The organism is Sinomonas flava, assembly GCF_039531875.1.
Lineage (GTDB): Bacteria > Actinomycetota > Actinomycetes > Actinomycetales > Micrococcaceae > Sinomonas > Sinomonas flava.
The window spans coordinates 43,991-64,766 of the sequence record NZ_BAAAQW010000002.1 but is presented as its reverse complement, the minus strand read 5'-3'; the positions used below and the strand labels follow the sequence as shown (position 1 = coordinate 64,766).

The following is a 20,776-nucleotide window of genomic DNA, read 5'->3' as shown; positions in this document are numbered from 1 at the left end:
GGCTCCCGTTCGACTCGTGGCTGGGCAGGCGGCAGCGCCGCCCGCGCTCGGAACGCGCCCCAGTCTAGCCTCAGGGCAGGAACAGGAAGCGGACCGGGCCCCAGGGGCCCGGTCCGCGGTTCCGTCCAGCGGCGCCCAGCGCCGCCCTTCTCCTGTACTACTCGGCGCCGACGACGAGGAGGAGGTCCCCGCCCTGCACCGGCTCGACACCGCCGACGACGACGCGAGCCACCTTGCCGGCGACCGGCGTCGTGATCGAGGCCTCCATCTTCATGGCCTCGATCGTCGCGACCGAATCGCCGGCCTGGACGATGTCGCCTTCCTTCGCCGTCACCGTCACTGCGCCGGCGAACGGCGCGGCCACGTGGCCCGGGTTGGTCGAGTCCGCCTTCTCGGCCTGCTTGACGTTGCTCTGGACGGAGCGGTCGCGCACCGCGACGGGCCGCGACTGGCCGTTGAGCGTGGCGATGACCGTGCGCATGCCCTTCTCGTCCGGCTCGGAGATGGCCTCGAGCTGGGCGATGAGGCGCACCCCCTTCTCGAGCTCGATCACGTGCTCGCGGCCGCGCTGCAGCCCGTAGAGGTAGTCGCGCGTGTCGAGGACGGCGAGGTTGCCGTACGCTTCACGGTTCGACAGGTACTCCTTGGTCGGGCCGGGGAACAGCAGCCGGTTGAGCGTCGCCCGGCGCGAGGCCGAGTCGCCTGCGAGGGCCGCGGAGTCCTGCTCGCTAAGGGTCTCCTCGCGCACCTTCACCGTGCGGCCCTGGAGCGCCTTCGTGCGGAACGGCTCGGGCCAGCCCCCCGGCGGGTCGCCGAGCTCGCCGCTGAGGAACCCGATGACCGAATCCGGGATGTCGTACTTCTGCGGGTTCTCGCGGAAGTCCTCCGGGTCGGCGCCGAGGCCCACGAGGTGGAGCGCGAGGTCGCCCACGACCTTGGAGGACGGCGTGACCTTGACCAGCCGGCCCAGGATCTTGTCGGCAGCCGAGTACATGTCCTCGATGGCCTCGAATCGCTCGGCCAGGCCGAGGGCCATGGCCTGCTGGCGGAGGTTCGAGAGCTGGCCGCCGGGGATCTCGTGCTGGTACACGCGGCCGGTCGGGCCCGGGAGTCCGGACTCGAACGGCGCGTACACGCGGCGCACGGCCTCCCAGTACGGCTCGAGAGCGTCGACATTGGCGAGCGAGATGCCCGTGTCGCGCGGGGTGTGCGCGAGGGCCGCCACCAGCGCCGAGGCCGAAGGCTGGCTCGTCGTGCCGGCGAGCGGCGCCGAGGCGACGTCGACGGCGTCGACCCCGGCCTCGACCGCCGCGAGCAGCGTGGCGAGCTGGCCGCCGGCCGTGTCGTGCGTGTGCAGGTGGACCGGCAGGTCGAACCGCTCGCGCAGGGCGGTCACGAGCTTCGCTGCCGCGGCAGGGCGCAGGAGCCCGGCCATGTCCTTGATCGCGATGATGTGCGCGCCGGCGTCGACGATCTTCTGCGCGAGGTCGAGGTAGTACTCGAGCGTGTAGAGGTCCTCGGCCGGGTCGAGCAGGTCGCCCGTGTAGCACAGGACGACCTCGGCCACCGCGGTTCCGGTGTCGCGGACGGCCTTGATCGCGGGGGCCATCTGGTTCACGTCGTTGAGCGCATCGAAGATCCTGAAGATGTCGATGCCGCTCGCGGCGGCCTCCTTGACGAAGGCAACCGTGACCTCCTCGGGGTACGGGGTGTACCCGACCGTGTTGCGGCCGCGCAGGAGCATCTGGATGCAGATGTTCGGGATCGCCGCGCGCAGCGAGGCGAGGCGCTGCCAGGGGTCCTCGCCGAGGAAGCGGAGCGCGACGTCGTAGGTCGCCCCGCCCCAGGCCTCGACCGAGAGGAGCTGCGGGGTGAGCACCGAGACGGCCGGGCCTGCGGCCACGAGGTCACGGGTGCGGACGCGGGTGGCCAGGAGCGACTGGTGGGCGTCGCGGAACGTCGTGTCGGTGACGGCGACGGCGTTCTGCTCGCGCAGTGCATTGGCGAAGCCCTCGGGGCCGAGCTCGAGGAGCCGCTGCCGGGAGCCGGCCGGTGCGTCGGCCAGGTTCACCTTGGGGAGCTTGTCCCGCGGATCTGCGAGGACACGGGACTCGCCATTGGGCTTGTTGACCGTGACGTCAGCGAGCCAGGTGAGCAGCTTGGTGCCGCGGTCCGCGGAGGAACGCGCCTTCAGCAGCTCGGGGCGCTCGTCGATGAACGACGTCGCGACGTTGCCGGCCACGAAGTCGTCGTCGTCGAGGACCGCCTGGAGGAACGGGATGTTGGTGGAGACGCCGCGGATGCGGAACTCTGCCAGAGCCCGGCGGGCGCGCTTGACGGCGGTGGCGTAGTCACGGCCGCGGCAGGTGAGCTTGACGAGCATCGAGTCGAAGTGCGGGCTGATCTCGGCGCCCTGGTAGATGGTGCCGCCGTCGAGGCGCACGCCGGCCCCGCCCGCGGAGCGGTAGCCGGTGATCTTGCCGACGTCGGGGCGGAAGCCGTTGGCCGGATCCTCGGTGGTGATGCGGCACTGGAGGGCGGCGCCCTTGAGGTGGATCTTGTCCTGGGTCAGCCCGAGGTCCTCGAGCGTCTCCCCGGACGCGATGCGGAGCTGCGCCTGGACGAGGTCGACGTCGGTGACTTCTTCGGTGACGGTGTGCTCGACCTGGATGCGCGGGTTCATCTCGATGAACACGTGCTGGCCCGCGCGCTCGCCCACGGTGTCGACGAGGAACTCGACCGTGCCCGCGTTGACGTAGCCGAGGGCCTTGGCGAACTTGATGGCGTCCGCGTAGAGCGCCTGGCGGATCGACTCGTCCAGCTGGGGTGCCGGGGCGATCTCGATGACCTTCTGGTGGCGGCGCTGGAGCGAGCAGTCGCGCTCGAACAGGTGCACCACGTTGCCCTCGGCGTCGGCCAGCACCTGCACCTCGATGTGCCGCGGGCGCAGGACGGCCTGCTCCAGGAACACCGTCGGGTCGCCGAACGCGGCGTCCGCCTCACGCATCGCCGCGTTGAGCGATTCGGGCAGGGCCTCCCGCGTGTCGACGCGGCGCATGCCTCGGCCGCCGCCGCCCGCGACGGCCTTGACGAAGATCGGGAAGCCGATCTCGTCGGCCTCCTTCAGCAGGACCTCGGCGTCCGAGCTCGGCTTCGAGGACCGCAGCACCGGGATGCCGGCCTTGCGGGCCGCCTCCAGGGCGTGGACCTTGTGGCCCGCGAGCTCGAGGACCTCGGCCGGCGGGCCGACGAACGTGATTCCAGCGCCCTCGGCTGCGCGGGCGAGCTCGGGGTTCTCCGAGAGGAAGCCGTAGCCGGGGTAGATGGCGTCCGCGCCTGCCTCCTTGGCCACGCGGACGATCTCGTTGACATCGAGGTACGCACGGACTGGATGGCCTTCCTCACCGATGAGGTAGGCCTCGTCCGCCTTCTGGCGGTGGATGGAGTTGCGGTCCTCGTGGGGGAATACCGCAACTGTCTTGGCACCGAGCTCGTAGCCGGCACGGAACGCGCGGATGGCGATTTCACCGCGGTTCGCTACCAGAATTTTGGAGAACATGGGACTCCTGTTGTCGCAACGCAGGACTGGTCTAGGTGGTGCCTAGTGTCTATGCGGTCAAAGTATCAGGACAACGTTCTGTGCCCTGAATCACGCTACGTCATATCTCATGGTGTGGGACGGCCCGAAAGCCCGGAGCGGTCCCACTAAGATGATGGGGAGTCGGCGAGCGAAAAGGTAGTGGATCCTCCAGTGCAAGTAGTCAGCATCAGCAGCCTCAAGGGCGGAGTCGGGAAGACCTCGGTGACGACAGGGCTCGCCTCGGCGGCGCTCGCGGCCGGCATCCCCACCCTCGTGGTGGATCTGGACCCGCATGCTGATGCCTCCACCGCGCTGGGAGTCGCGGCCGACGGCAAGCTCGAGATCGGCAGGATGCTGAAGTCGCCGCGGAGGGCCTTCCTCGAGGACAACGTCGTCGCGAGCGCCTGGGTCCGGCGCGCGGCCGCCCTGGCCGGCCGCCAGAACCGCGTGCTCGACGTCGCGTACGGCGGCTCGCTCAGCTCCGTCTACGACCGTCCCGACCTCGGGCGCCGGGACCTGCGCCGGCTCGACATGGTCCTGAACGGGGTCGAGGGCTACGGACTGGTCCTCGTGGACTGCCCGCCGTCGCTCAACGGCCTGACCCGCATGGCGTGGTCGGCGAGCAACCGCGTGCTCCTCGTCGCCGAGCCCGGCCTGTTCTCGGTCGCCGGGACGGAGCGCACCCTGCGCGCCATCCAGGTCTTCAAGCAGGAGTACGCGCCGCGGCTCTCGCCGGCCGGGATCGTCGCCAACCGTGTGCGCCCATCCTCCACTGAGCACGGCTACCGGCTCGAGGAGATGAGGCAGATGTTCGGGCCGCTGCTCCTGAGCCCGCACGTCCCCGAGCTCGCCAACTGGCAGCAGATCCAGGGGGCCGCTCACGCCGTTCACCACTGGCCGGGGGAAGCGGCCCGGGGCACGGCGGCCATCTACGACGAGCTGCTCACCTCGATCCTCTCCCCCAGCCGGGAGCTCCGCCCGCGGGCGGCGATGCGCTAGTTTCCACGGCGCGCAGGGGCCTGTTGCCCCCCCAACGCGTACGACGCCGAAGGGTCGCCTCCCGCGGGAGGCGACCCTTCGGCGTCGCGCGTCAAAGCGTTGGTTCAGCCGGTCTTGCGCGCCGCGCGGCGCTTGCTCAGTTCATCGCCGGGAAACGTCTGGTCAGCAGCGTGCTCACTCGGAAGTTCCGCAAGGCTCCCCTCGACCTCGCGCCACACGCGGCCCACGGCGATGCCGAAGACGCCCTGGCCGCCCTGGACCAGATCGATGACCTCGTCGGCGGAGGTGCATTCGTACACCGAGGCGCCATCGCTCATGAGCGTGATCTGCGCGAGGTCCTCGACGCCCCGCTCCCGCAGGTGGCCGACGGCGGAGCGGATCTGCTGGAGCGACACTCCCGTGTCGAGGAGGCGCTTGACCACCTTGAGGACGAGGATGTCGCGGAAGCCGTACAGCCGCTGGGAGCCGCTCCCCGCGGCCCCACGGACGGTCGGCTCGACGAGACCCGTCCGCGCCCAGTAGTCCAGCTGCCGGTAGGTGATGCCGGCTGCCTTGCATGCCGTGGGGCCGCGGTAGCCCGCCTCTTCGTCAAGCTCGGGCAGGTCATCGTCGAAGAGGAGACCCTGCGTGCCAACCGGCACGTCCGCGCCCGGGGCGTGTAGCTGCCCGAGCTCTCCGTGCTCTCCCTTGGGACTCACAAAACCCTCCTTCACGGCTCCCCTGGGGAATCGCCATACCGAGGGGATCGTCATAAAGCGCACTACTGTAATTACAGTCGGAGTGCAGTCTCCAGTGTCGCCTCTGGCCGCCCGGGATGCAATGGGAACCTGTCTCTACCGACGTTAGAACTGCGCCGGGACGAAAGCAAAGACATCTGGCTCACGGGCCGAGGCGTGTCGGGGTCTCCGCCCCGGGGAGGGAGCGGAGAGGGGTCATTCGTCGAAGTCCTCCGGCTCGACATCGGCGAGGAACTCGCGGAAGCGGCGCAGCTCGCTCTCCTCCTCAACGGTCGGCGCAGCGTCTTCGGTTCCCTCCTCGCTGCCTTCGGCGAGCTGGACCCCCGCCTCCTCGAGGACCGCGTCGGCGCACCAGATCCTGCAGTTCACCCGGAGCGCGACGGCGAGGGCGTCGGAGGCGCGGGACTCGATGGTCGTCCCGTCGTCGAACCCCAGCTGGGCGTAGAAGACGCTGTCCTCGACCGCGACGATCGTCGCACTGACCACCTGCCGGCCGAGCCCGTGGACCACGTTGACGAGGAGGTCATGGGTCAGCGGGCGCGGGGGGACGACGTGCTGCTGCGCGAGGGCGATGGCGCTGGCCTCCGCCGTGCCGATCCAGATGGGCAGGTGGCGTTCCCCGTGGGCTTCCTTCAGGAGCACGAGGGGCTGGTTGGAGGGGAGTTCGATGCGCACTCCCACGACTTCGACTTCGATCATCAGCCATCCATCCTCGTGATGAGCCCGTGCACGAGGGCGCGGTGCAGGGTGAGGAACACTTCGCTGAGCTCGCGGGCCTCCTCGGCCGCCCTCGCCCGCGCATCGGTGTCCCGGCGCGAGGCCATCGGCGCCACGACACGCTCGATGAGTCCCACCTCGCGCTCAGCCGAGGCCTGGAACGGCCGCAGGTGGCGCGGCTCGAGACCGTGGTCCTCGAGCGCGACGCACGCGCGGGCCACCTGGAGCGCGTGCTCGTCGAAGCGGCCGTTGGCGGACTCCACGAGGCCATAGCTGACCATCGCCTCGACGAGGGCCACGCTGGCTCCTGACTCTGCCCGCAGCTGCGCCTCGGACAGGGAGCGCGGACGCGTCGTGCTCAGGTGCGCGGAGAGCTCCTCCGAGACCGCACGCGGCGCCACGCTCACCCCCGGCGGCAGGCCCTCCGGCCGTTCGCCGCGGTCGATCGCATCGAGGTAGTCCTTGATGACCTTCAGCGGGAGGTACTGGTCACGCTGGAGCGCCAGCACGAAGCGCAGCCGTTCGACATCGCCCTGGCTATACTGCCGGTACCCGGCGGGCGTGCGGTGCGGGGCGATGAGCCCCTTGTCCTCGAGGAAGCGGATCTTGGACGCCGTCATCGACGGGAACTCCTCCGCCAGGGTGGCCAGGACCTCGCCGATGTTGAGGGCGCCCGAGCTCCTCCGCTCGGTCTGCGCAGCTGCCATGCTCCGCCCCCTTAGGCGGTTGGCCGCACCGGGTTCTGTGCGGGGCTGAGATAGAACGTGAGCCGGAACTTGCCGATCTGCACTTCCGACCCGTTGCGCAGCGTCACCTGGTCGACACGGTCATGGTTGACGTAGGTCCCGTTGAGGCTGCCGGCGTCCACGACCTCGAACCCGCGCCCGACCCTCCGGAACTCCGCATGGCGGCGGGACACCGTGACGTCGTCGAGGAAGATGTCCGCGTCCGGGTGGCGCCCCACCGTCGTGACATCGGAGTCGAGGAGGAACCGGGCGCCGGCGTTGGGGCCGCTGTGGGCAACGAGGAGAGCGGAGCCGAAGGGCAGTGCCGCAACAGCACCTGCCTCCTCGGAGCTCAGCGCAGGCGCCATCGTCGGCTCCCCCGAGATGGGTGGAAGCTGGATCGACGTCGTCTCGTTCGCCGCTTCCTGTCGCTGCGTTGCCTCGTCGGCGCCGATGTCTCGACGCTCGTCGCTCACCATCGATTCCTCCTCGCTCGTCCCGGATTCAGAAAACTACCCTACCTGCTGTTCGTACTGGGCGGCACTGAGCAGCTTGTCGGTCTCGGAGTCGTCCGAAAGCTGCACCTCGATGAGCCAGCCCTCGCCGTAGGGATCCGAGTTCACGAGGGCGGGATCGCCGTCGAGCGCCTCGTTGCGGGCCACGACCTTGCCGGAGACGGGGGCATAGATGTCGCTGACGCTCTTGGTCGACTCGACCTCGCCCACCACGGCGTTGGCGCTCACCTCGGTGCCCACCTCGGGCATCTGGACGTAGACCACGTCCCCGAGGGCGTCCTGGGCGAAGTCGGTGATGCCGATGCGCACCACCCCGTCGCCGGGTTCCATCGAGATCCACTCGTGCTCGGCGGTGTACGACAGCTCAGAGGGGACGTTGCTCATGAGGAGCCCTTTCGTCGGCGTCGGGCCCCGCTGCCGGAGCCCCTGGGTGCGGTGTCGCTGAAAGTATAGGCACAGTGTTCCCCTGCCCCGTGGCGTTTTCCTGCCACCATGGAGGGGTCCCCCACCCCCGGGCACCAGGAGGCACCGTGCCGGAACTCCCCGAAGTCACAGCGCTGGCAGCTGCGCTCGACGAGCGCCTTGCCGGGTCGGTGATCGAACACGTCTCCATCGGCTCGGTCAACGCCCTCAAGACGGCCGACCCGCCGTACGACTCCCTCCTCGGCCGGCGTGTCGAGGGCGTTGCGCGGCGCGGCAAGCTCCTCGTCGTGCTCACCGCGCCAGGCCCGGGCACGGCGGGAGGCGGGGAGGACGACGCCGGCCCGGTCGCCGTCGTCGTCCATCTTTCCCTCAGCGGGTGGGTACGCGTGCTGGACCACCTTCCCGAGCCGACGATGCCGCGGGGCAAGGGGTACATCGCGGCGCGCTTCGGGTTCGTCCGGGACACCGGTGCCGGGCGCGAGGAGACGGGAATCGAACTGACCGAGGCGGGCACGTGGAAGCGGCTCGCCGTGTACATCGTCCGGCGGCTCGAGGACGTCCCGGCGGTCGCCGAGCTCGGCCCGGAGCCGCTCGAGGACACCTTCACCCTCGAGGCCCTCCGGAAGATCCTGGCCTCGCACAAGCAGCAGATCAAGGGCCTCCTGCGCAGCCAGAAGGCCATTGCGGGGATCGGCAACGCCTACAGCGACGAGATCCTGCACGCGGCCAAGCTCTCGCCGTTCGCGATCGCCTCCACGCTGGACGATGCCGCCGCGGAACGCCTCTACGAGGCGCTCCGCCGGGTCCTCTCCGACGCGGTCGACGAGGCGATGGGACACGCGCCCGAGGAGCTCAAGGACGAGAAGCGGCGGACCATGCGGGTGCACCGCCGCGCCGGAGAGCCCTGTCCCGTGTGCGGTGACACCATCCTCGAGGTCTCCTTCTCGGACTCCGCGCTCCAGTACTGTCCAACCTGCCAGACGGGCGGCAAGCCGCTGGCGGACCGGCGGACCTCCAAGTTCCTCAAATAGCGGGGGCGGACGCCGCCGGGCGCATGTCCCCCGTGGAGACGAACCGCTCGTGCCACGAGAGCGCCTCCCCCAGCAGGTGTGGCGTGTGCTTGCCGTAGCTGTCCCGGAGCGCGCGCTCGAAGTAGTCCTCGAGGGCGGGGCGGTATTCCGGGTGGGCACACCGGGCGATCACGGCGCGTGCACGCTGCTTGGGTGCGAGGCCGCGCAGGTCGGCGAGGCCCTGCTCGGTGATGAGGATCATCGTGTCGTGCTCGGTGTGGTCCACGTGGCTGGCCATCGGCACGATCGCCGAGATCTTCCCGCCCTTCGCCGTCGACGGGGACATGAACACGCTCAGGAAGCCGTTGCGCGCGAAGTCGCCCGAGCCGCCGATCCCGTTCATCACGGCGCTCCCCGCGACGTGGGTCGAGTTGACGTTGCCGTAGATGTCCGCCTCGATCATGCCGTTCAGCGCGATGCACCCCAGCCGCCGGACCACCTCCGGGTGGTTGGAGATCTCCTGCGTGCGCAGGAGGATGCGCTCGCGGTAGAGGTCGACGTTGGCGGTGAAGTCGGCGACGCCGTCCTCACTGAGGGAGAACGACGTGGCGGACGCGAACTCGATCGTGCCGTCCTTGATCAGGCCGAGCATTCCGTCCTGGATGACCTCGGTGTAGGCGCTCAGGCCCCGGTAGCCGCCCTCGGCGAGGCCGGCGAGGACCGCGTTGGCGATGTTGCCCACCCCGGACTGGAGGGGCAGGAGCCGCTCGCCGAGCCGACCGCGGCGAACCTCATGGTCGAAGAAGTCCAGAAGGTGCGCAGCGATGGCGCGGGACGCCTCGTCGGGGGCGCTGAAGCCTGAGAGCCGGTCCGGGGCGTCGGTCTCGACGACGGCGACGACCTTCTCGGGGTCGACCCGGAGGTACGGCTCGCCGATCCGGTCGCCGGGGGCGAGGATCGGGACCGGCCGGCGGTTCGGCGGCAGGGCCGTGCCGTAGTAGACGTCGTGCATGCCCTCCATGGCGGCCGGCTGGCGGGAGTTGACCTCGAGGATCACCCTGCTGGCCATGTCGAGCCAGGTCTTGTTGTTGCCCACCGAGGAGGACGGGATGAGCCGCCCGTCCTCGAGGATGCCGACCACCTCGACGACAGCGACATCCACGTCGCCGTAGAAGCCGAACCACGTGTGCTGGGCGACGTGGCTCAGGTGGATGTCCATGTAGTCCAGCTCGCCGTCGTTGATCCGCTTCCGCAGCGCCGGGTCGGACATGTACGGAAGCCGAAGCTCCATGCCGTCCGCCCTGGCGAGCACGCCGTCGAGCTCCGGGGCCGTCGACGCGCCGGTGAGGACCTTGATCTTGAACTGCTCCCCGGCCGAGTGCGCCGCCTCCATGTGGGCCGCGAGCGCCTGGGGCACGGCCTTCGGGTAGCCGGCGCCCGTGAAGCCGCTCATCGCCACGGTCATGCCGGGCCTGATCAGGGCCGCCGCCTGCTCCGGACTCATTCTCTTCTGCAGCATCCCGGCGTGGCGGATTCGCTCGTGCACCTGACCCCTCTTCTCTGCGGGGGCAGCTCTGCCCGCGCAGCAGACGAGTCTATTCCTTCTGCCGCCCCGGCGCTGTGACCTCCGTCATCATGGGCACTGTGGGCGACAGGGCAGAAGAAGTGGCCCTCGTCAGGAGTGCGTTGGCAGCCCGACCGAGTCCAGGAACGCCAGGACCCTCTCTGCGAGGAGGGCCGCCTGCTCCGGCCGGAAGCTCGGCAGCATCGGCTCGGCGAAGTAGTGCTCGTCGCCGGGGTAGAGGAAGAGCTCGCCGGAGTCGGCCTGCGAGACGAGATCCCGCGCGGCCTCGAGATCCCCCTCCTCCATGAACACCGGGTCATGGTCCATGGCGTGGACCTGCACGGGAACGCCCTTCGGCCACGCGCTTCCGAATTCCGTGAGCGGCAGGCACGAGTAGAAGAAGAGCGCCCCGGCTGCGCCCGGGCGCGTCTGGGCGAGCTTCTGCGCCGGGAGGACGCCGAGGGAGAATCCAGCGTAGACAAGGTTCTCCGGCATGGACGACGCCGCCCGCTCGCCCCGGGCGATGAGCTCGCCGATGCCGATGGACTGGGCGTGCGCGACACCCTCCTCCACGGTGGCGAATGTCCTGCCTTCGAACAGGTCAGGCGTGGTCACCGTGTGGCCGTTGCGGAGGAGCGTCTCGGCGAACGATGCGATTCCGGACGTGAGGCCGAGCGCGTGGTGGAACAGGAGGACATCTGCCATCCCGTCACGCTAACGGGCACGCAGGCGTCCGGCCAGAGGCGAGGGGAAGGGTCAGTCCACCGGATCGCCCTGGACGGGGCCGTCCGTGTTCGGCTTCCAGCCGAGTTCGGGAGCGACGTGCTTCGCGAACGATTGAAGGATGTGGAGGTTGTAGTCGACCCCGAGCTGGTTCGGGACCGTGAGCATGACGGTGTCCGCAGCCATCACGGCGGAGTCCGCTCTGAGCTGCTCGATGAGCTCGTCCGGCTCCGCGGCGTAGGTCTTGCCGAACGTCGACTGGAACCCGTCGATCACCCCGATCTGGTCGGCGTCAGTGCGCATCCCGAAGTACATGGCGTCCTTCGAGTTCACGATCGGGAAGATGCTGCGGCTCACCGAGACGCGGGGTGGCCGCGTGTGGCCTGCCGCCTTGTACGCCGCCCGGTACGCGTCGATCTGCTCGCGCTGGAGTTCGTGGAACGGCACACCCGTGGCCTCCGTGAGGAGAGTCGAGCTCATCATGTTCAGTCCCAGCTTCCCGGTCCACTCCGCGGTGGTGCGGGTGCCGCTCCCCCACCAGATGCGGTCGCGGAGGCCGGGCGAGTGCGGCTCGACCGGCAGAAGGGTCCCCGCCGGCGCCTGGCGCGGATCGGCAGGGGCGATGCCCTCCCCGTCGATGGCCTTGAGGAACAGCTCGAAGTGCCGCCGTGCGAGGTCGGCGCCACGCTCGTCCGTCGATCCGGTGTAGCCGAACGCCTCGTAGCCGCGGAGGGCGGGCTCGGGCGACCCTCGGCTCACGCCGATCGCGATGCGCCCGGCGCTGATGATGTCGAGCGCCGCGAGCTCCTCGGCCAGGTAGAGGGGGTTCTCGTACCGCATGTCGATGACCCCGGTGCCGACCTCGATGTGCTTCGTCCTGGCTGCGATCGCGGACAGCAGCGGGACCGGCGCCGCCTGCTGGGGGGCGAAGTGGTGGACGCGGAAGTAGGCGCCGTTCACGCCCAGCTCGTCTGCGCCGACACCGAGGTCGAGGGCCTGACGGATCATGTCCGCCGCCCCCCGGGTCTCGGATCCGCGGAACGCGCCGTAGTGGCCGAAGGAGAGGAAACCGAACGCTTTCACGTGAAGCCTCAACCTTTCTCGGATGGCGTCTATTCCTCGACGAGACCCGCCGAAGGAACGAGAGCCGCCGAAGGCCAGCGTGGCCCGGGCACAGCCCGGGCCACGCCGCACCGAAGGGGTTCTGTCAGACGGTCTGCGCCTTCTTGGCTCCTAGGACGCCGGCGAAGAACTCCCCGAGCTCGTCCGTGGCTGAGAGCGGCAGGACGTTGGCCACGTACTGGTCCGGGCGCACCACCACGACCACGCCCTCGCGGTCGATCCCGCGCTCCTCGAAGATGTCCTCGTCCTTGAGGGTGCCGAAGACGTTCTCGAGGTCGTTGAGCTGGAACGGGCCCACCTGCGGCTTGAACACCGCCGGGACGTCGTTGAGGTCGAACGAGCGGTGGTCGGCTTGGTACACCACCTTGACGTCGAACCACGCGTTGCGGTCGAGGCCCTCGGGGGTCGCGGCCACCGGCGAGGCGGGGTCGGCGGCAAGCCAGTCGGCGAACTTCACGAGCGTCGAATCCTCGGCACCGGGCTTGGCGGAGTCGGCGAAGACGTAGATGCGCCAGCGCCCGTCCGCGGCCGCGAGGTGGCCGAGGTGCAGCGGGTTCGTGTCGGAGATGCGCACGGCCTTGGCCGACTTGAAGCGCTTGCCGATGGGGAAGCCGGTAGCGAGCGCCTGGTGCTTCGCCTCGCCCACGATCATCGAGTGCGTGTACTCGGTCATGAACCCTGCGGGGAACTCCGCGGTGCGCACGTAGAAGTCCGCGAGCTCCTGGGGGTTCTCGAACTCCTCGGGCTTCTTGGCCATCATGGAGGACCAGGTGCGGTCGAAGTCGATGAGGTTCTGGGCGATGACCTGACGCTCGGCGGTGTAGGTCGAGAGGAGGCTCTCGGGGCTGCGGCCTTCGAGGACGTGGCCCAGCTTCCAGCCGATGTTGAAGCCGTCCTGCATCGACACGTTCATGCCCTGCCCGGCCTTGGCGCTGTGCGTGTGGCAGGCGTCGCCGGTGATGAAGACCCGCGGAGTGCGGGTGCCGGCCAGCTCGGTGGGGACATCGTCGAAACGGTGGGTCACGCGGTGGCCCACCTCGTAGACGCTGTTCCACGCGACGCTCTTCACGTCCACGGAGTACGGATGGAGGATCTTGTTGGCCTTCTCGATGATGGTCTCGAGCGGGGTCTGGCGGATCTTGCCGTGGTCGTCGTCCGGCACCACGCCCAGGTCCACGTACATCCGGAACAGGTAGCCGCCCTCGCGCGGGATGTGGAGGATGCTGCCGCCGTCGTGGGACTGGATGGCGCACTTGGTGCGGATGTCGGGGAAATCCGTGTTCGCCAGGACGTCCATGACGCCCCACGCGTGGTTGGCACGGTCGCCGCTCATCTCGCAGCCGATCGAGTCGCGCACCTTGCTGCGCGCGCCGTCGGAGCCGACGACGTACTTGGCGCTGATGGTGCGCTCCTGGCCCTGGTTGTCGGGACCGGAGCCGACGATCCGGACGGTCACCGGGTACTCGCCCTCGCCGATCTCGAGGCCGACGAACTCCCAGCCGTAGTCCGGGGTCATCCGGGTCGGGGAGTTCTTCATGACCTCGGCGAAGTAGTCCAGGACGCGGGCCTGGTTGACGATCAGGTGCGGGAACTCGCTGATGCCCATTTCGTCGTCGACCGCGCGGGAGGTGCGGACGATGTTCTGCGGGTTCTCGGGGTCCGGGCTCCAGAAGTTCATCTCGGTGATGTGGTACGCCTCGGCGATGATCTCCGGGGCGAAGCCGAACGCCTGGAACGTCTCGACGCTGCGGGCCTGGATGCCGTCGGCCTGGCCGATCTCAAGGCGGCCGGGCCGGCGCTCGATGATGCGCGTGGTCACGTCCGGGAACTGCGAGAGCTGGGCCGCGGTGATCATACCCGCGGGACCGGTGCCGATGATCAGGACGTCGATCTGGTCCGGGAGCTCTTCTGGGCGGTTGAGGCCGACGCCGGCGGCGGGCTGGACCTTGGGGTCCGTGGAGACATAGCCGTGATGGTGGAACTGCACGGTCTTCCTCACTTCTCTGTGGGGGTGGCGATGTGCCGCCGGTTGCTGATGTGTTCGATATTAGAAACGCACGTTCGCATATCGCTCAATCGATAGTAAGCTGGCTCACCCGAGGGTTTCAAGCCGCGGCCAATCGCGGAGGCTCCTACAGCCTGAGCAGCACCCGTCACAGGGAGGTCGGGTGGGTGGGTCAGCGATCGGAGAGCAGCGCCAGCTCCTCCCCGACAGCGCTGACGAGTCGGTCGGCGTCGGGCAGCGCCCCGGCGTCGGCGGTGACGGCGACGGTCAGGGCGCCGGCGTAGCTGATCATCGCCGCCGTGGCGCGGACGTCGAGCGCCACCGGGACCCATGGGATGACGGCGAGGACGCGGCAGTTGGACAGGTACTGGGCCTGATCGGGGCCGCGGAGATTCGTCGCGGCGACGTTGACCCTGCCCTGCCGGGCCCGACCGTAGGCCCTGCCGGCACGGGCCAGCAGCGGAGCGGGGAGGTGGTCTGCCATGGCCACGAAGGCCGCCGTCGCCTCGGCCACGCCCCGGGCCTTCTGCTCGGCGGTCCGCGCTCTGACGGCGGCGAGCCGGGCCGCAGGGTCGGTGAGCTGGACGGGCAGCTCGACGAACATCGCCGAGGTCAGATTCCGGACTGCTCCCGCCCGGCGTTGGTCAGGGCCTGCAACGGGCACGATGGTCCGGAGCACCACCGTCCGGAGGTCCTCTCCCCGGTCCAGCAGGAATCGTCGAAAGGCACCGGCCAAGGCTGCGAGGAAGACGTCGTTCACGGTGCAGCCCGCGGTGCGTGCGCGCCGCTGGACGGCGGCGAGGTCCGCGGTCGCCCATCCCCACAGCCTCTCGGTGCCCAGCGGGCCGTTCAGGACCGACGGCGGAAGGTCTGGGCGGATGACCTGGGCAAGGCCGAATCGGACGGCCCGCACCCTCTGCAGCGCTACGCGGGGTGCCAGAAGCGAGCGCACGGCAAGCCGGAGCGTCCGCAGCGCAAGGCCGGCCGCCCAGATGGGGAGGTCGACGGCGAGCTGGACCGTCGACGGCTTCGGCCGAGGCTGGGCGGCCGGGGCAGCAGCGGGGACCCTGCCAGGGCCGTCGGCCAGGAGCGCCTGCACGAGGCCCACGCCGGACCGGCCGTCGACCATGGTGTGGTGGGCCTTGGCCACCACAGCCCATCGCCCGCCCACGAGTCCGTCGACCTGCCAGACTTCCCACAGCGGGCGGCACGGGTCGAGCCGGGGAGCCATGAGGCGCGCCGCCGCGGCGCGGAGCTGGTCGTCCGAGCCCGGCTCGTCGAGGCGGGAGTGGTGCACATGGTCGGAGGCGTCGAATCCTTCTGCGTCGACCCAGATCGGACGACCGAGTCCGAAGGGCATCTGCAGGACACGCCGGCCCAGGATCGGCAGGGAGGCGACCCGCTCCGCGAGGTGGTGCCGGAACTGCTCCGGGCTCGGAGCTGGTCCTTCGAGGATGAGCACGGTGCCCACGTGCAGCGACTGGGCTCCGGTCTCCGGGCGCAGGAACAGAGAGTCGAGGGCGCTGAGCCGATCGCGTGACCTCGGCATCCGCCCTCCCGCCCCTCCACGGAACCGTCCCCGGAGGCCAGCTGCTTGACCTCCGCGAGCGGCGTCGTGGGGCCGGCGTCGTCGCCCCCGGCGTCGGCCCGTTTCGGGCTGCCTCTCCACGAGGCTCCCCCGCACAGTCAAGCCCAGCGGTGCGCGGCAGGCTAGGGCCCAACGGCCCGGCCCGCGGCGGGCGCGGACGCAAAAGCCCCGGCAAGACATCGTCTCGCGGGGGCTTGTTCGTCGGGCTGACAGGATTTGAACCTGCGACCCCTTGACCCCCAGTCAAGTGCGCTACCAAGCTGCGCTACAGCCCGAACATCGCCCGCCCAACACGATCACTTTCGCTCTCGCGCCCGGCCAAGCAACCGCTCCAGCATATCCGACGAGGGCGGATCGCGCGAATCGGCCGGAGGTCCGCGTGGCTCCTTGACGAGGGCCCGTCCGGCCAGTCATCGCCCCGTGCTCAGGCGTCCGTCGGCGGCGTCGGACGGCGCAACGCGCCCACCTGGGACATGAGCGCGAAGCGGTCGGGCACGCCCCAGTGCTCCGCCATGCGGCCGCCCTCGAACCTCGCGATGTCGATGACCGTCAGCACCAGTTCCCGGCCCGTGGGCGGCTGTCCCATGACGGGGACGGAGTGGGTGCCCCTGGACGTCATGCGAACCCACAGTGTGTCCCCGTCGAGGACGTGGTCATCGATCGTGTAGGCCACGTCGGGGATCATGGCCCGCACGCCGCGGACGGCGGACTTGAGGTTTGCGATCGCCTCCGCACCCTCGCTCTCGAGGCCGTACTGGTGCTCGATGAAGCCCGGCGTCACGACGTCGTCGACCACCGCGTCGTTGCCTGTGGCGAAGCCCTCCATGATGAGGCGCGTGAACACTGCGAGTGGATCCACTCGGACATTCTGCGCCGGTCAGAGGCTGGCGAGTAGGGCCCGCGCCGACTCGACGTACCGCGCCTCGATCCCCGGCCCCCCGAGAGCGGCCTGGACCGCGAAGCCCTGGATCAATCCCATCACGGCTGGGGCGAGGCGTCGCGCCTCGGAGGCTGCGGCGTCGGCCGCCCGGCCACGGGAGGCGGCGAGCCACGCCGTCAGATAGTGCTCGATGTGCGCGCGGATCTGGGCGATGATGTCCCGGGCAATGGCGCCCAGCTCGTCGTTCCGCACGGCCTCTCCCCACACCTGGACGGCGACCCCCGGGAAGAAGGCGGTGCTGGCCAGACCGCTCATGAGGGCGGTGACGGCCTCGGCGGGAGGGGGAACGGGGTCGTGGCCGCCGAGCTGCTCGAGCGCGGTCATGCGCTCGCCGAAGACCCTGCGGCCGACGTCGACGACCAGTTCCTCTTTGGAGCGGTAGTACACGTACACCGCGCCGGCAGAGAGACCAGCCTCGGCGATGATGTCCGCCATCGACACGTTCGAGAAGCCCTTGTCCGCGACGCAGGCGAGGGCCGCCGCCTGGATCCGCTCGCGCATGGCCGCGCGGTGCTCCTCGCTCACTTTCGGCATGAGGCCACGGTACCCCATAGAAAACGAATGATCATTCTTGACGGATTGCGGCACCGGAGGACAATAGAGAACAGGCATTCGTTTTAGCGAGAGGGACGATCATGTCCACCGGAACGCTCACCCCAGCACCCGCCCCTGCGCATCGGGATGGCCCCGCCCCCGGCGCCCACACACCATGGGGCCATGCCCTCCGCACTGCGGTCCTCGCGGCCATCGCAGTGTGCATCGTGCTCCTGGCCTTCGCATGGCCCGGCGTCACGGCAAAGGTCCAGAACCTGCCCGTCGCTGCGGTCGGCACGCCGGAGCAGGTCGCGCAGGTCGCGTCCAAGGCACCCGGGGGCGCACTCGACGTGCGGAGAGCGGCGAGCCGCGACGAGGCGGTGGAGCTCATCCGGACGAAGGAGGCCTACGGAGCGGTCATCCTCGGGAACGCACCCGAGGTATTCATCGCGAGCGCGGCGAGCCCGGCCGCCGCGCAGTTCCTGACCCAGGTGGGTCAGCAGATGCAGTCCCAGATCCAGGCGCAGGTCATCGCCAGGCCGCAGGACGCCCTCGGCCAGGCTGCGCAGCACGCGGCGCAGGGCTCCGCGCCAGCGGCCCCGCAGAGCCCGGCGCCCCAGCAGGCGCCCCAGGCGGCGACGCCCACGGTGACGGTGACCGACGTCGTGCCCCTCTCCCCCGACGACCCTCGCGGCGCCGGGCTCGCCGTCGCCGGCCTGCCGCTCGCCATGGGCGGGATGATCGGCGGCGTGCTCATCTCGCTGCTCGTCTCGGGGACGTGGCGCCGGCTCGGTGCGATCGCGGCCTACGGCGTCCTGGCAGGGCTGGGTCTGGCGGGGATCCTGCAGGGCTGGTTCCACATCCTCCAGGGGAGCTTCTGGGCCAACGCGGGGGCGATAGGCCTCGGCGTCGTCGCCACCGCGGCGATCATCGTGGGCCTCAACGCGCTGCTGGGCCGGGCAGGCATCGCCCTCGGCGCGGTCATCACGCTCTTCGTCGGCAATCCCCTATCGTCGCTCACCCAGCCCAAGGAGTTCCTGCCGGCGCCGTGGGGCGATGTCGGGCAGTGGCTCGTCCCGGGCGCGTCGGGCACGCTCCTGCGCGACCTCTCCTACTTCCCGGAGGCGTCGGCGCTGTTCCCATGGCTCGTCCTGGTCGGCTGGGCCGTGGTCGGCGCTGTGCTCATCGCCGTCGGGCACTTCCGCAACGAGCCCGCGGTCGCCGAGGTGTAGCGTCCCGGGCGCCCCCGCTCAGGCGGGGGCCTTCTCCGGCTCGCCGTCGAGCGGCACGCTCGGGACCTGGCCGGTGGTGAGGTCGACCGGCGGGGTGAGCATCGATGCCGCGGAGTGCTCGGCGGAGTACGCGAGGAAGCCCAGGTGCGCCTCATACCGGTCCAGGACGTCGTCGATGACCTGCTGACGGGTCACCCCCATGAGGTCGTAGCCCTCCGATCCGGTCTGGGTGAACACCTCGAGGCGGTAGTAGACGTCCTCCTCCTGGTTCACCCGCCCGCCGAACATCGGCACGGGCGCCGCTACCGCCGCGACCTGATAGTGGAAGCTGCGGTACTCGTCCATGCTGACCACGAGGGTGTGGGTCGGGATGCCCGTCCCCTCCCCCGCGGCGGTGACGAGGCTCGCCTCGTAGCCCTGCTGGGTGAGCTCGAGGGCGACGTCCCGCAGCGCCGGCTCCACCGTGCGTTCCATGAACAGCGCCACGGACTTCTTTGAGGGATAGGACCGGAGCCCGGCGAGCCGCTGGCGCCAGCTGCGCTCGGGCACCGCGCCGCCGGTCGCAGCCGTGGACCTGCTCCGCAGCACGCGCCCCTCCCGCTCGGCGCGCTCCATCCGGAGGGCCTTCGAGAAGGACGCCATGACGAGATACGCGATGACCGTCACCGGCAGCGCGAAGATCAGGGTGGCGTACTCCATGGTGGTCACGCCGCCGGCCATGAGCATGGCCACGGTGAGCACGGCAGTGAGCACAGCCCAGAAGATGCGCAGCCACTTCGCCCCGTCTTGGCCCGGGTCCGGGATCGACGACGAGAAGTTGGACATCACCATGGCGCCGGAGTTCGCGCTCGTGAGGTAGAACAGCAGGCCGGACAGCGTCGCGAGGCCGATGAGGAAGGGCGCGCCGGGGAACTTCTCCAGCAGGGCATACCAGCCCTGCTCGGGGCTCTCCATGGCCAGGGTCGCGAAGTCCATGTTGCCGTGCATCACCTCGTACAGGGCGCTGTTGCCGAAGATCGCCACGATGAGCAGGTCGCACAGCACGGGCGCCGTGATGGCCGCGATGACGAACTCGCGCAGCGTCCGGCCGCGCGAGATGCGGGCCAGGAACAGGCCCACGAACGGGCCCCACGCGAGCCAGAACGCCCAGAAGAAGAGCGTCCAGACCGCCATCCACGAGGAGCCGCCCTCCTCGTAGGCGAACGTCTGCAGTGTGCGCCCCGGCAGCGTGGCGACGAAGCGGCCGATGTTCTCCACGGTCGCGTTGAGCACGAACGAGGTGTGCCCGGTCACGAGGATGTACAGCAGGAGGGCGCCGGCGCTCCAGAGGTTGAGCTCGGAGATGAGGCGGATCCCCTTGTCCACGCCGGAGGTGCAGGCCGCGATCGTCATGACGACCGCCACCACCACGAGGGCGATCTGCAGGCCGAGGCCCTGCTCAAGCCCGAACAGCGTGGCGAAGCCGACGTTGAGCAGCACCACGCCGATGCCCATCGAGGTCGCGACCCCGAAGACCGTTCCGACGAGCGCGAAGATGTCGATCGTGTCGCCGATGGCTCCCCGCACCCTCTTGCCCAGCAGGGGGTAGAGGGCGGCTCGGATGGACAGGGGCATGCCCCACCGGTACGCGAAGTAGCCCATGGCCATGCCCAGCAGCGCGTACATGGCCCAGCCTGCCACCCCGTAGTGGAACATCGTCCAGACCACCGCATCCTGGGCGGCCTCAGGGGTCTGGCCGGAGCCCGAGGGCGGGGCGATGTACTGGGTGATGGGGCCCGTGACGGAGTAGAAGAGCATGTCGATGCCCACTCCCGCTGCGAAGAGCATCGCCACCCAGGTGAACAGGCGGTACTGCGGCCGCGAATGGTCCGGCCCGAGTCGGACACCGCCCTCCTTGGACAGCGCGACCCACACCACGAACAGGATCACGAGCGTCACGGTCAGCACGTAGAACCATCCGAGGTTCGTCGCGATCCACTCGACGACCGCGTGCATCGTCGAGGCGGCGTTCCCGGGCATCGCCATGGCCCACACCGAGAAGGCAAGGATGATGGCGGAGGAGATGACGAACACCCTCCAGCGGACCCTGGGTCCCCGACTCTCTCCGAACTCCTCCGGCCCTCGTCCCAGCTCAGCGCTGGAGACTGGAGGCCGGCCCTCGCCCCCTCCGGTCCGGCGACGCTCGGTTCCCCCGAGCCGGCTGCGTTCGATCGCCGCCCTCGGCGACGTGGTGTCGAATCCCTGGATATCCGCTGTTTCTGCCACTCATCCTCCTGTTCTCTGGCCGTCGCATCGTCAGGAGTCCGGGCTGTCCGGCGGTCCGACGGAGCGCTGCCAACCTTCCAATGGTACTACCTTCAAC

Annotated in this window: 17 protein-coding genes and 1 tRNA gene; 3 read left to right on the top strand and 15 right to left on the bottom strand. The window is 69.8% G+C overall.

Annotated features, from left to right (window positions below; translation table 11 throughout):
• Positions 1 to 157 precede the first annotated feature (157 nt).
• A complete protein-coding gene (locus ABD298_RS01170) occupies positions 158 to 3,559 on the bottom strand; it encodes a pyruvate carboxylase (RefSeq protein ID WP_344297692.1) in 3,402 nt (1,133 codons plus the stop codon).
• 192 nt (positions 3,560 to 3,751) lie between these two features.
• Here ABD298_RS01170 and ABD298_RS01165 point away from each other — a divergent pair, with 192 nt between their 5' ends.
• A complete protein-coding gene (locus tag ABD298_RS01165; protein WP_344297690.1) occupies positions 3,752 to 4,579 on the top strand; it encodes a ParA family protein in 828 nt (275 codons plus the stop codon).
• A 104-nt stretch (positions 4,580 to 4,683) separates the two neighbouring features.
• On the opposite strand, the gene ABD298_RS01160 is transcribed toward ABD298_RS01165, so the two are convergent.
• From ABD298_RS01160 to gcvH, 5 genes are all read right to left on the bottom strand, one after another.
• A complete protein-coding gene (locus ABD298_RS01160; RefSeq protein ID WP_344297686.1) occupies positions 4,684 to 5,277 on the bottom strand; it encodes a MerR family transcriptional regulator in 594 nt (197 codons plus the stop codon).
• Positions 5,278 to 5,511: 234 nt separating this feature from the next.
• Positions 5,512 to 6,015 carry a bifunctional nuclease family protein gene (locus ABD298_RS01155; RefSeq protein WP_344297685.1) on the bottom strand — a complete coding sequence of 168 codons (504 nt, stop codon included), beginning with the start codon at positions 6,013 to 6,015 and terminating at the stop codon, positions 5,512 to 5,514.
• On the bottom strand, positions 6,015 to 6,740 hold the full coding sequence (ftsR, locus tag ABD298_RS01150; RefSeq protein WP_344297683.1) for a transcriptional regulator FtsR: 726 nt from the start codon (positions 6,738 to 6,740) through the stop codon (positions 6,015 to 6,017). The genes ABD298_RS01155 and ftsR overlap by 1 nt, the downstream gene beginning before the upstream one ends.
• An 11-nt stretch (positions 6,741 to 6,751) precedes the next feature.
• A complete protein-coding gene (locus tag ABD298_RS01145) occupies positions 6,752 to 7,237 on the bottom strand; it encodes an FHA domain-containing protein (protein WP_344297681.1) in 486 nt (161 codons plus the stop codon).
• Between the two features lie 33 nt (positions 7,238 to 7,270).
• Positions 7,271 to 7,657 carry a glycine cleavage system protein GcvH gene (gene gcvH, locus ABD298_RS01140; protein ID WP_208712321.1) on the bottom strand — a complete coding sequence of 129 codons (387 nt, stop codon included), beginning with the start codon at positions 7,655 to 7,657 and terminating at the stop codon, positions 7,271 to 7,273.
• Positions 7,658 to 7,803: 146 nt separating this feature from the next.
• Here gcvH and ABD298_RS01135 point away from each other — a divergent pair, with 146 nt between their 5' ends.
• Entirely contained in the window at positions 7,804 to 8,727 is a 924-nt protein-coding gene (locus ABD298_RS01135; RefSeq protein WP_344297679.1) for an Fpg/Nei family DNA glycosylase, read from the top strand.
• Here the strand turns inward: ABD298_RS01135 and scpC are convergent.
• The 8 genes from scpC to ABD298_RS01095 form a co-directional block, all read right to left on the bottom strand.
• Positions 8,720 to 10,252: a succinyl-CoA:acetate CoA-transferase ScpC gene (gene scpC / locus ABD298_RS01130; RefSeq protein WP_344297677.1), complete on the bottom strand. Its 1,533-nt coding sequence runs from the start codon at positions 10,250 to 10,252 to the stop codon at positions 8,720 to 8,722. The two genes, ABD298_RS01135 and scpC, sit on opposite strands and share 8 nt — an antisense overlap.
• Before the next feature lie 129 nt (positions 10,253 to 10,381).
• Positions 10,382 to 10,975, bottom strand: a complete 594-nt coding sequence (locus tag ABD298_RS01125) for a dienelactone hydrolase family protein (protein ID WP_344297675.1) — start codon at positions 10,973 to 10,975, stop codon at positions 10,382 to 10,384.
• 51 nt (positions 10,976 to 11,026) lie between these two features.
• On the bottom strand, positions 11,027 to 12,076 hold the full coding sequence (locus ABD298_RS01120) for an LLM class flavin-dependent oxidoreductase (RefSeq protein WP_344297673.1): 1,050 nt from the start codon (positions 12,074 to 12,076) through the stop codon (positions 11,027 to 11,029).
• 124 nt (positions 12,077 to 12,200) lie between these two features.
• Positions 12,201 to 14,102, bottom strand: a complete 1,902-nt coding sequence (locus ABD298_RS01115; RefSeq protein ID WP_344297671.1) for an FAD-binding monooxygenase — start codon at positions 14,100 to 14,102, stop codon at positions 12,201 to 12,203.
• A 190-nt stretch (positions 14,103 to 14,292) separates the two neighbouring features.
• Positions 14,293 to 15,669: a wax ester/triacylglycerol synthase family O-acyltransferase gene (locus ABD298_RS01110; RefSeq protein ID WP_344297669.1), complete on the bottom strand. Its 1,377-nt coding sequence runs from the start codon at positions 15,667 to 15,669 to the stop codon at positions 14,293 to 14,295.
• Positions 15,670 to 15,909: 240 nt separating this feature from the next.
• Positions 15,910 to 15,983 (bottom strand) — tRNA-Pro (locus ABD298_RS01105).
• A gap of 149 nt (positions 15,984 to 16,132) precedes the next feature.
• Positions 16,133 to 16,567: an ester cyclase gene (locus tag ABD298_RS01100; protein ID WP_344297667.1), complete on the bottom strand. Its 435-nt coding sequence runs from the start codon at positions 16,565 to 16,567 to the stop codon at positions 16,133 to 16,135.
• Between the two features lie 18 nt (positions 16,568 to 16,585).
• Positions 16,586 to 17,182 carry a TetR/AcrR family transcriptional regulator gene (locus ABD298_RS01095; RefSeq protein ID WP_344297665.1) on the bottom strand — a complete coding sequence of 199 codons (597 nt, stop codon included), beginning with the start codon at positions 17,180 to 17,182 and terminating at the stop codon, positions 16,586 to 16,588.
• 101 nt (positions 17,183 to 17,283) lie between these two features.
• Here ABD298_RS01095 and ABD298_RS01090 point away from each other — a divergent pair, with 101 nt between their 5' ends.
• Positions 17,284 to 18,414, top strand: coding sequence for an ABC transporter permease (locus ABD298_RS01090; RefSeq protein ID WP_344297663.1), 1,131 nt, complete (start codon positions 17,284 to 17,286; stop codon positions 18,412 to 18,414).
• A gap of 18 nt (positions 18,415 to 18,432) precedes the next feature.
• On the opposite strand, the gene betT is transcribed toward ABD298_RS01090, so the two are convergent.
• Positions 18,433 to 20,679, bottom strand: coding sequence for a choline BCCT transporter BetT (gene betT, locus ABD298_RS01085; protein WP_344297661.1), 2,247 nt, complete (start codon positions 20,677 to 20,679; stop codon positions 18,433 to 18,435).
• Positions 20,680 to 20,776: the final 97 nt, after the last annotated feature.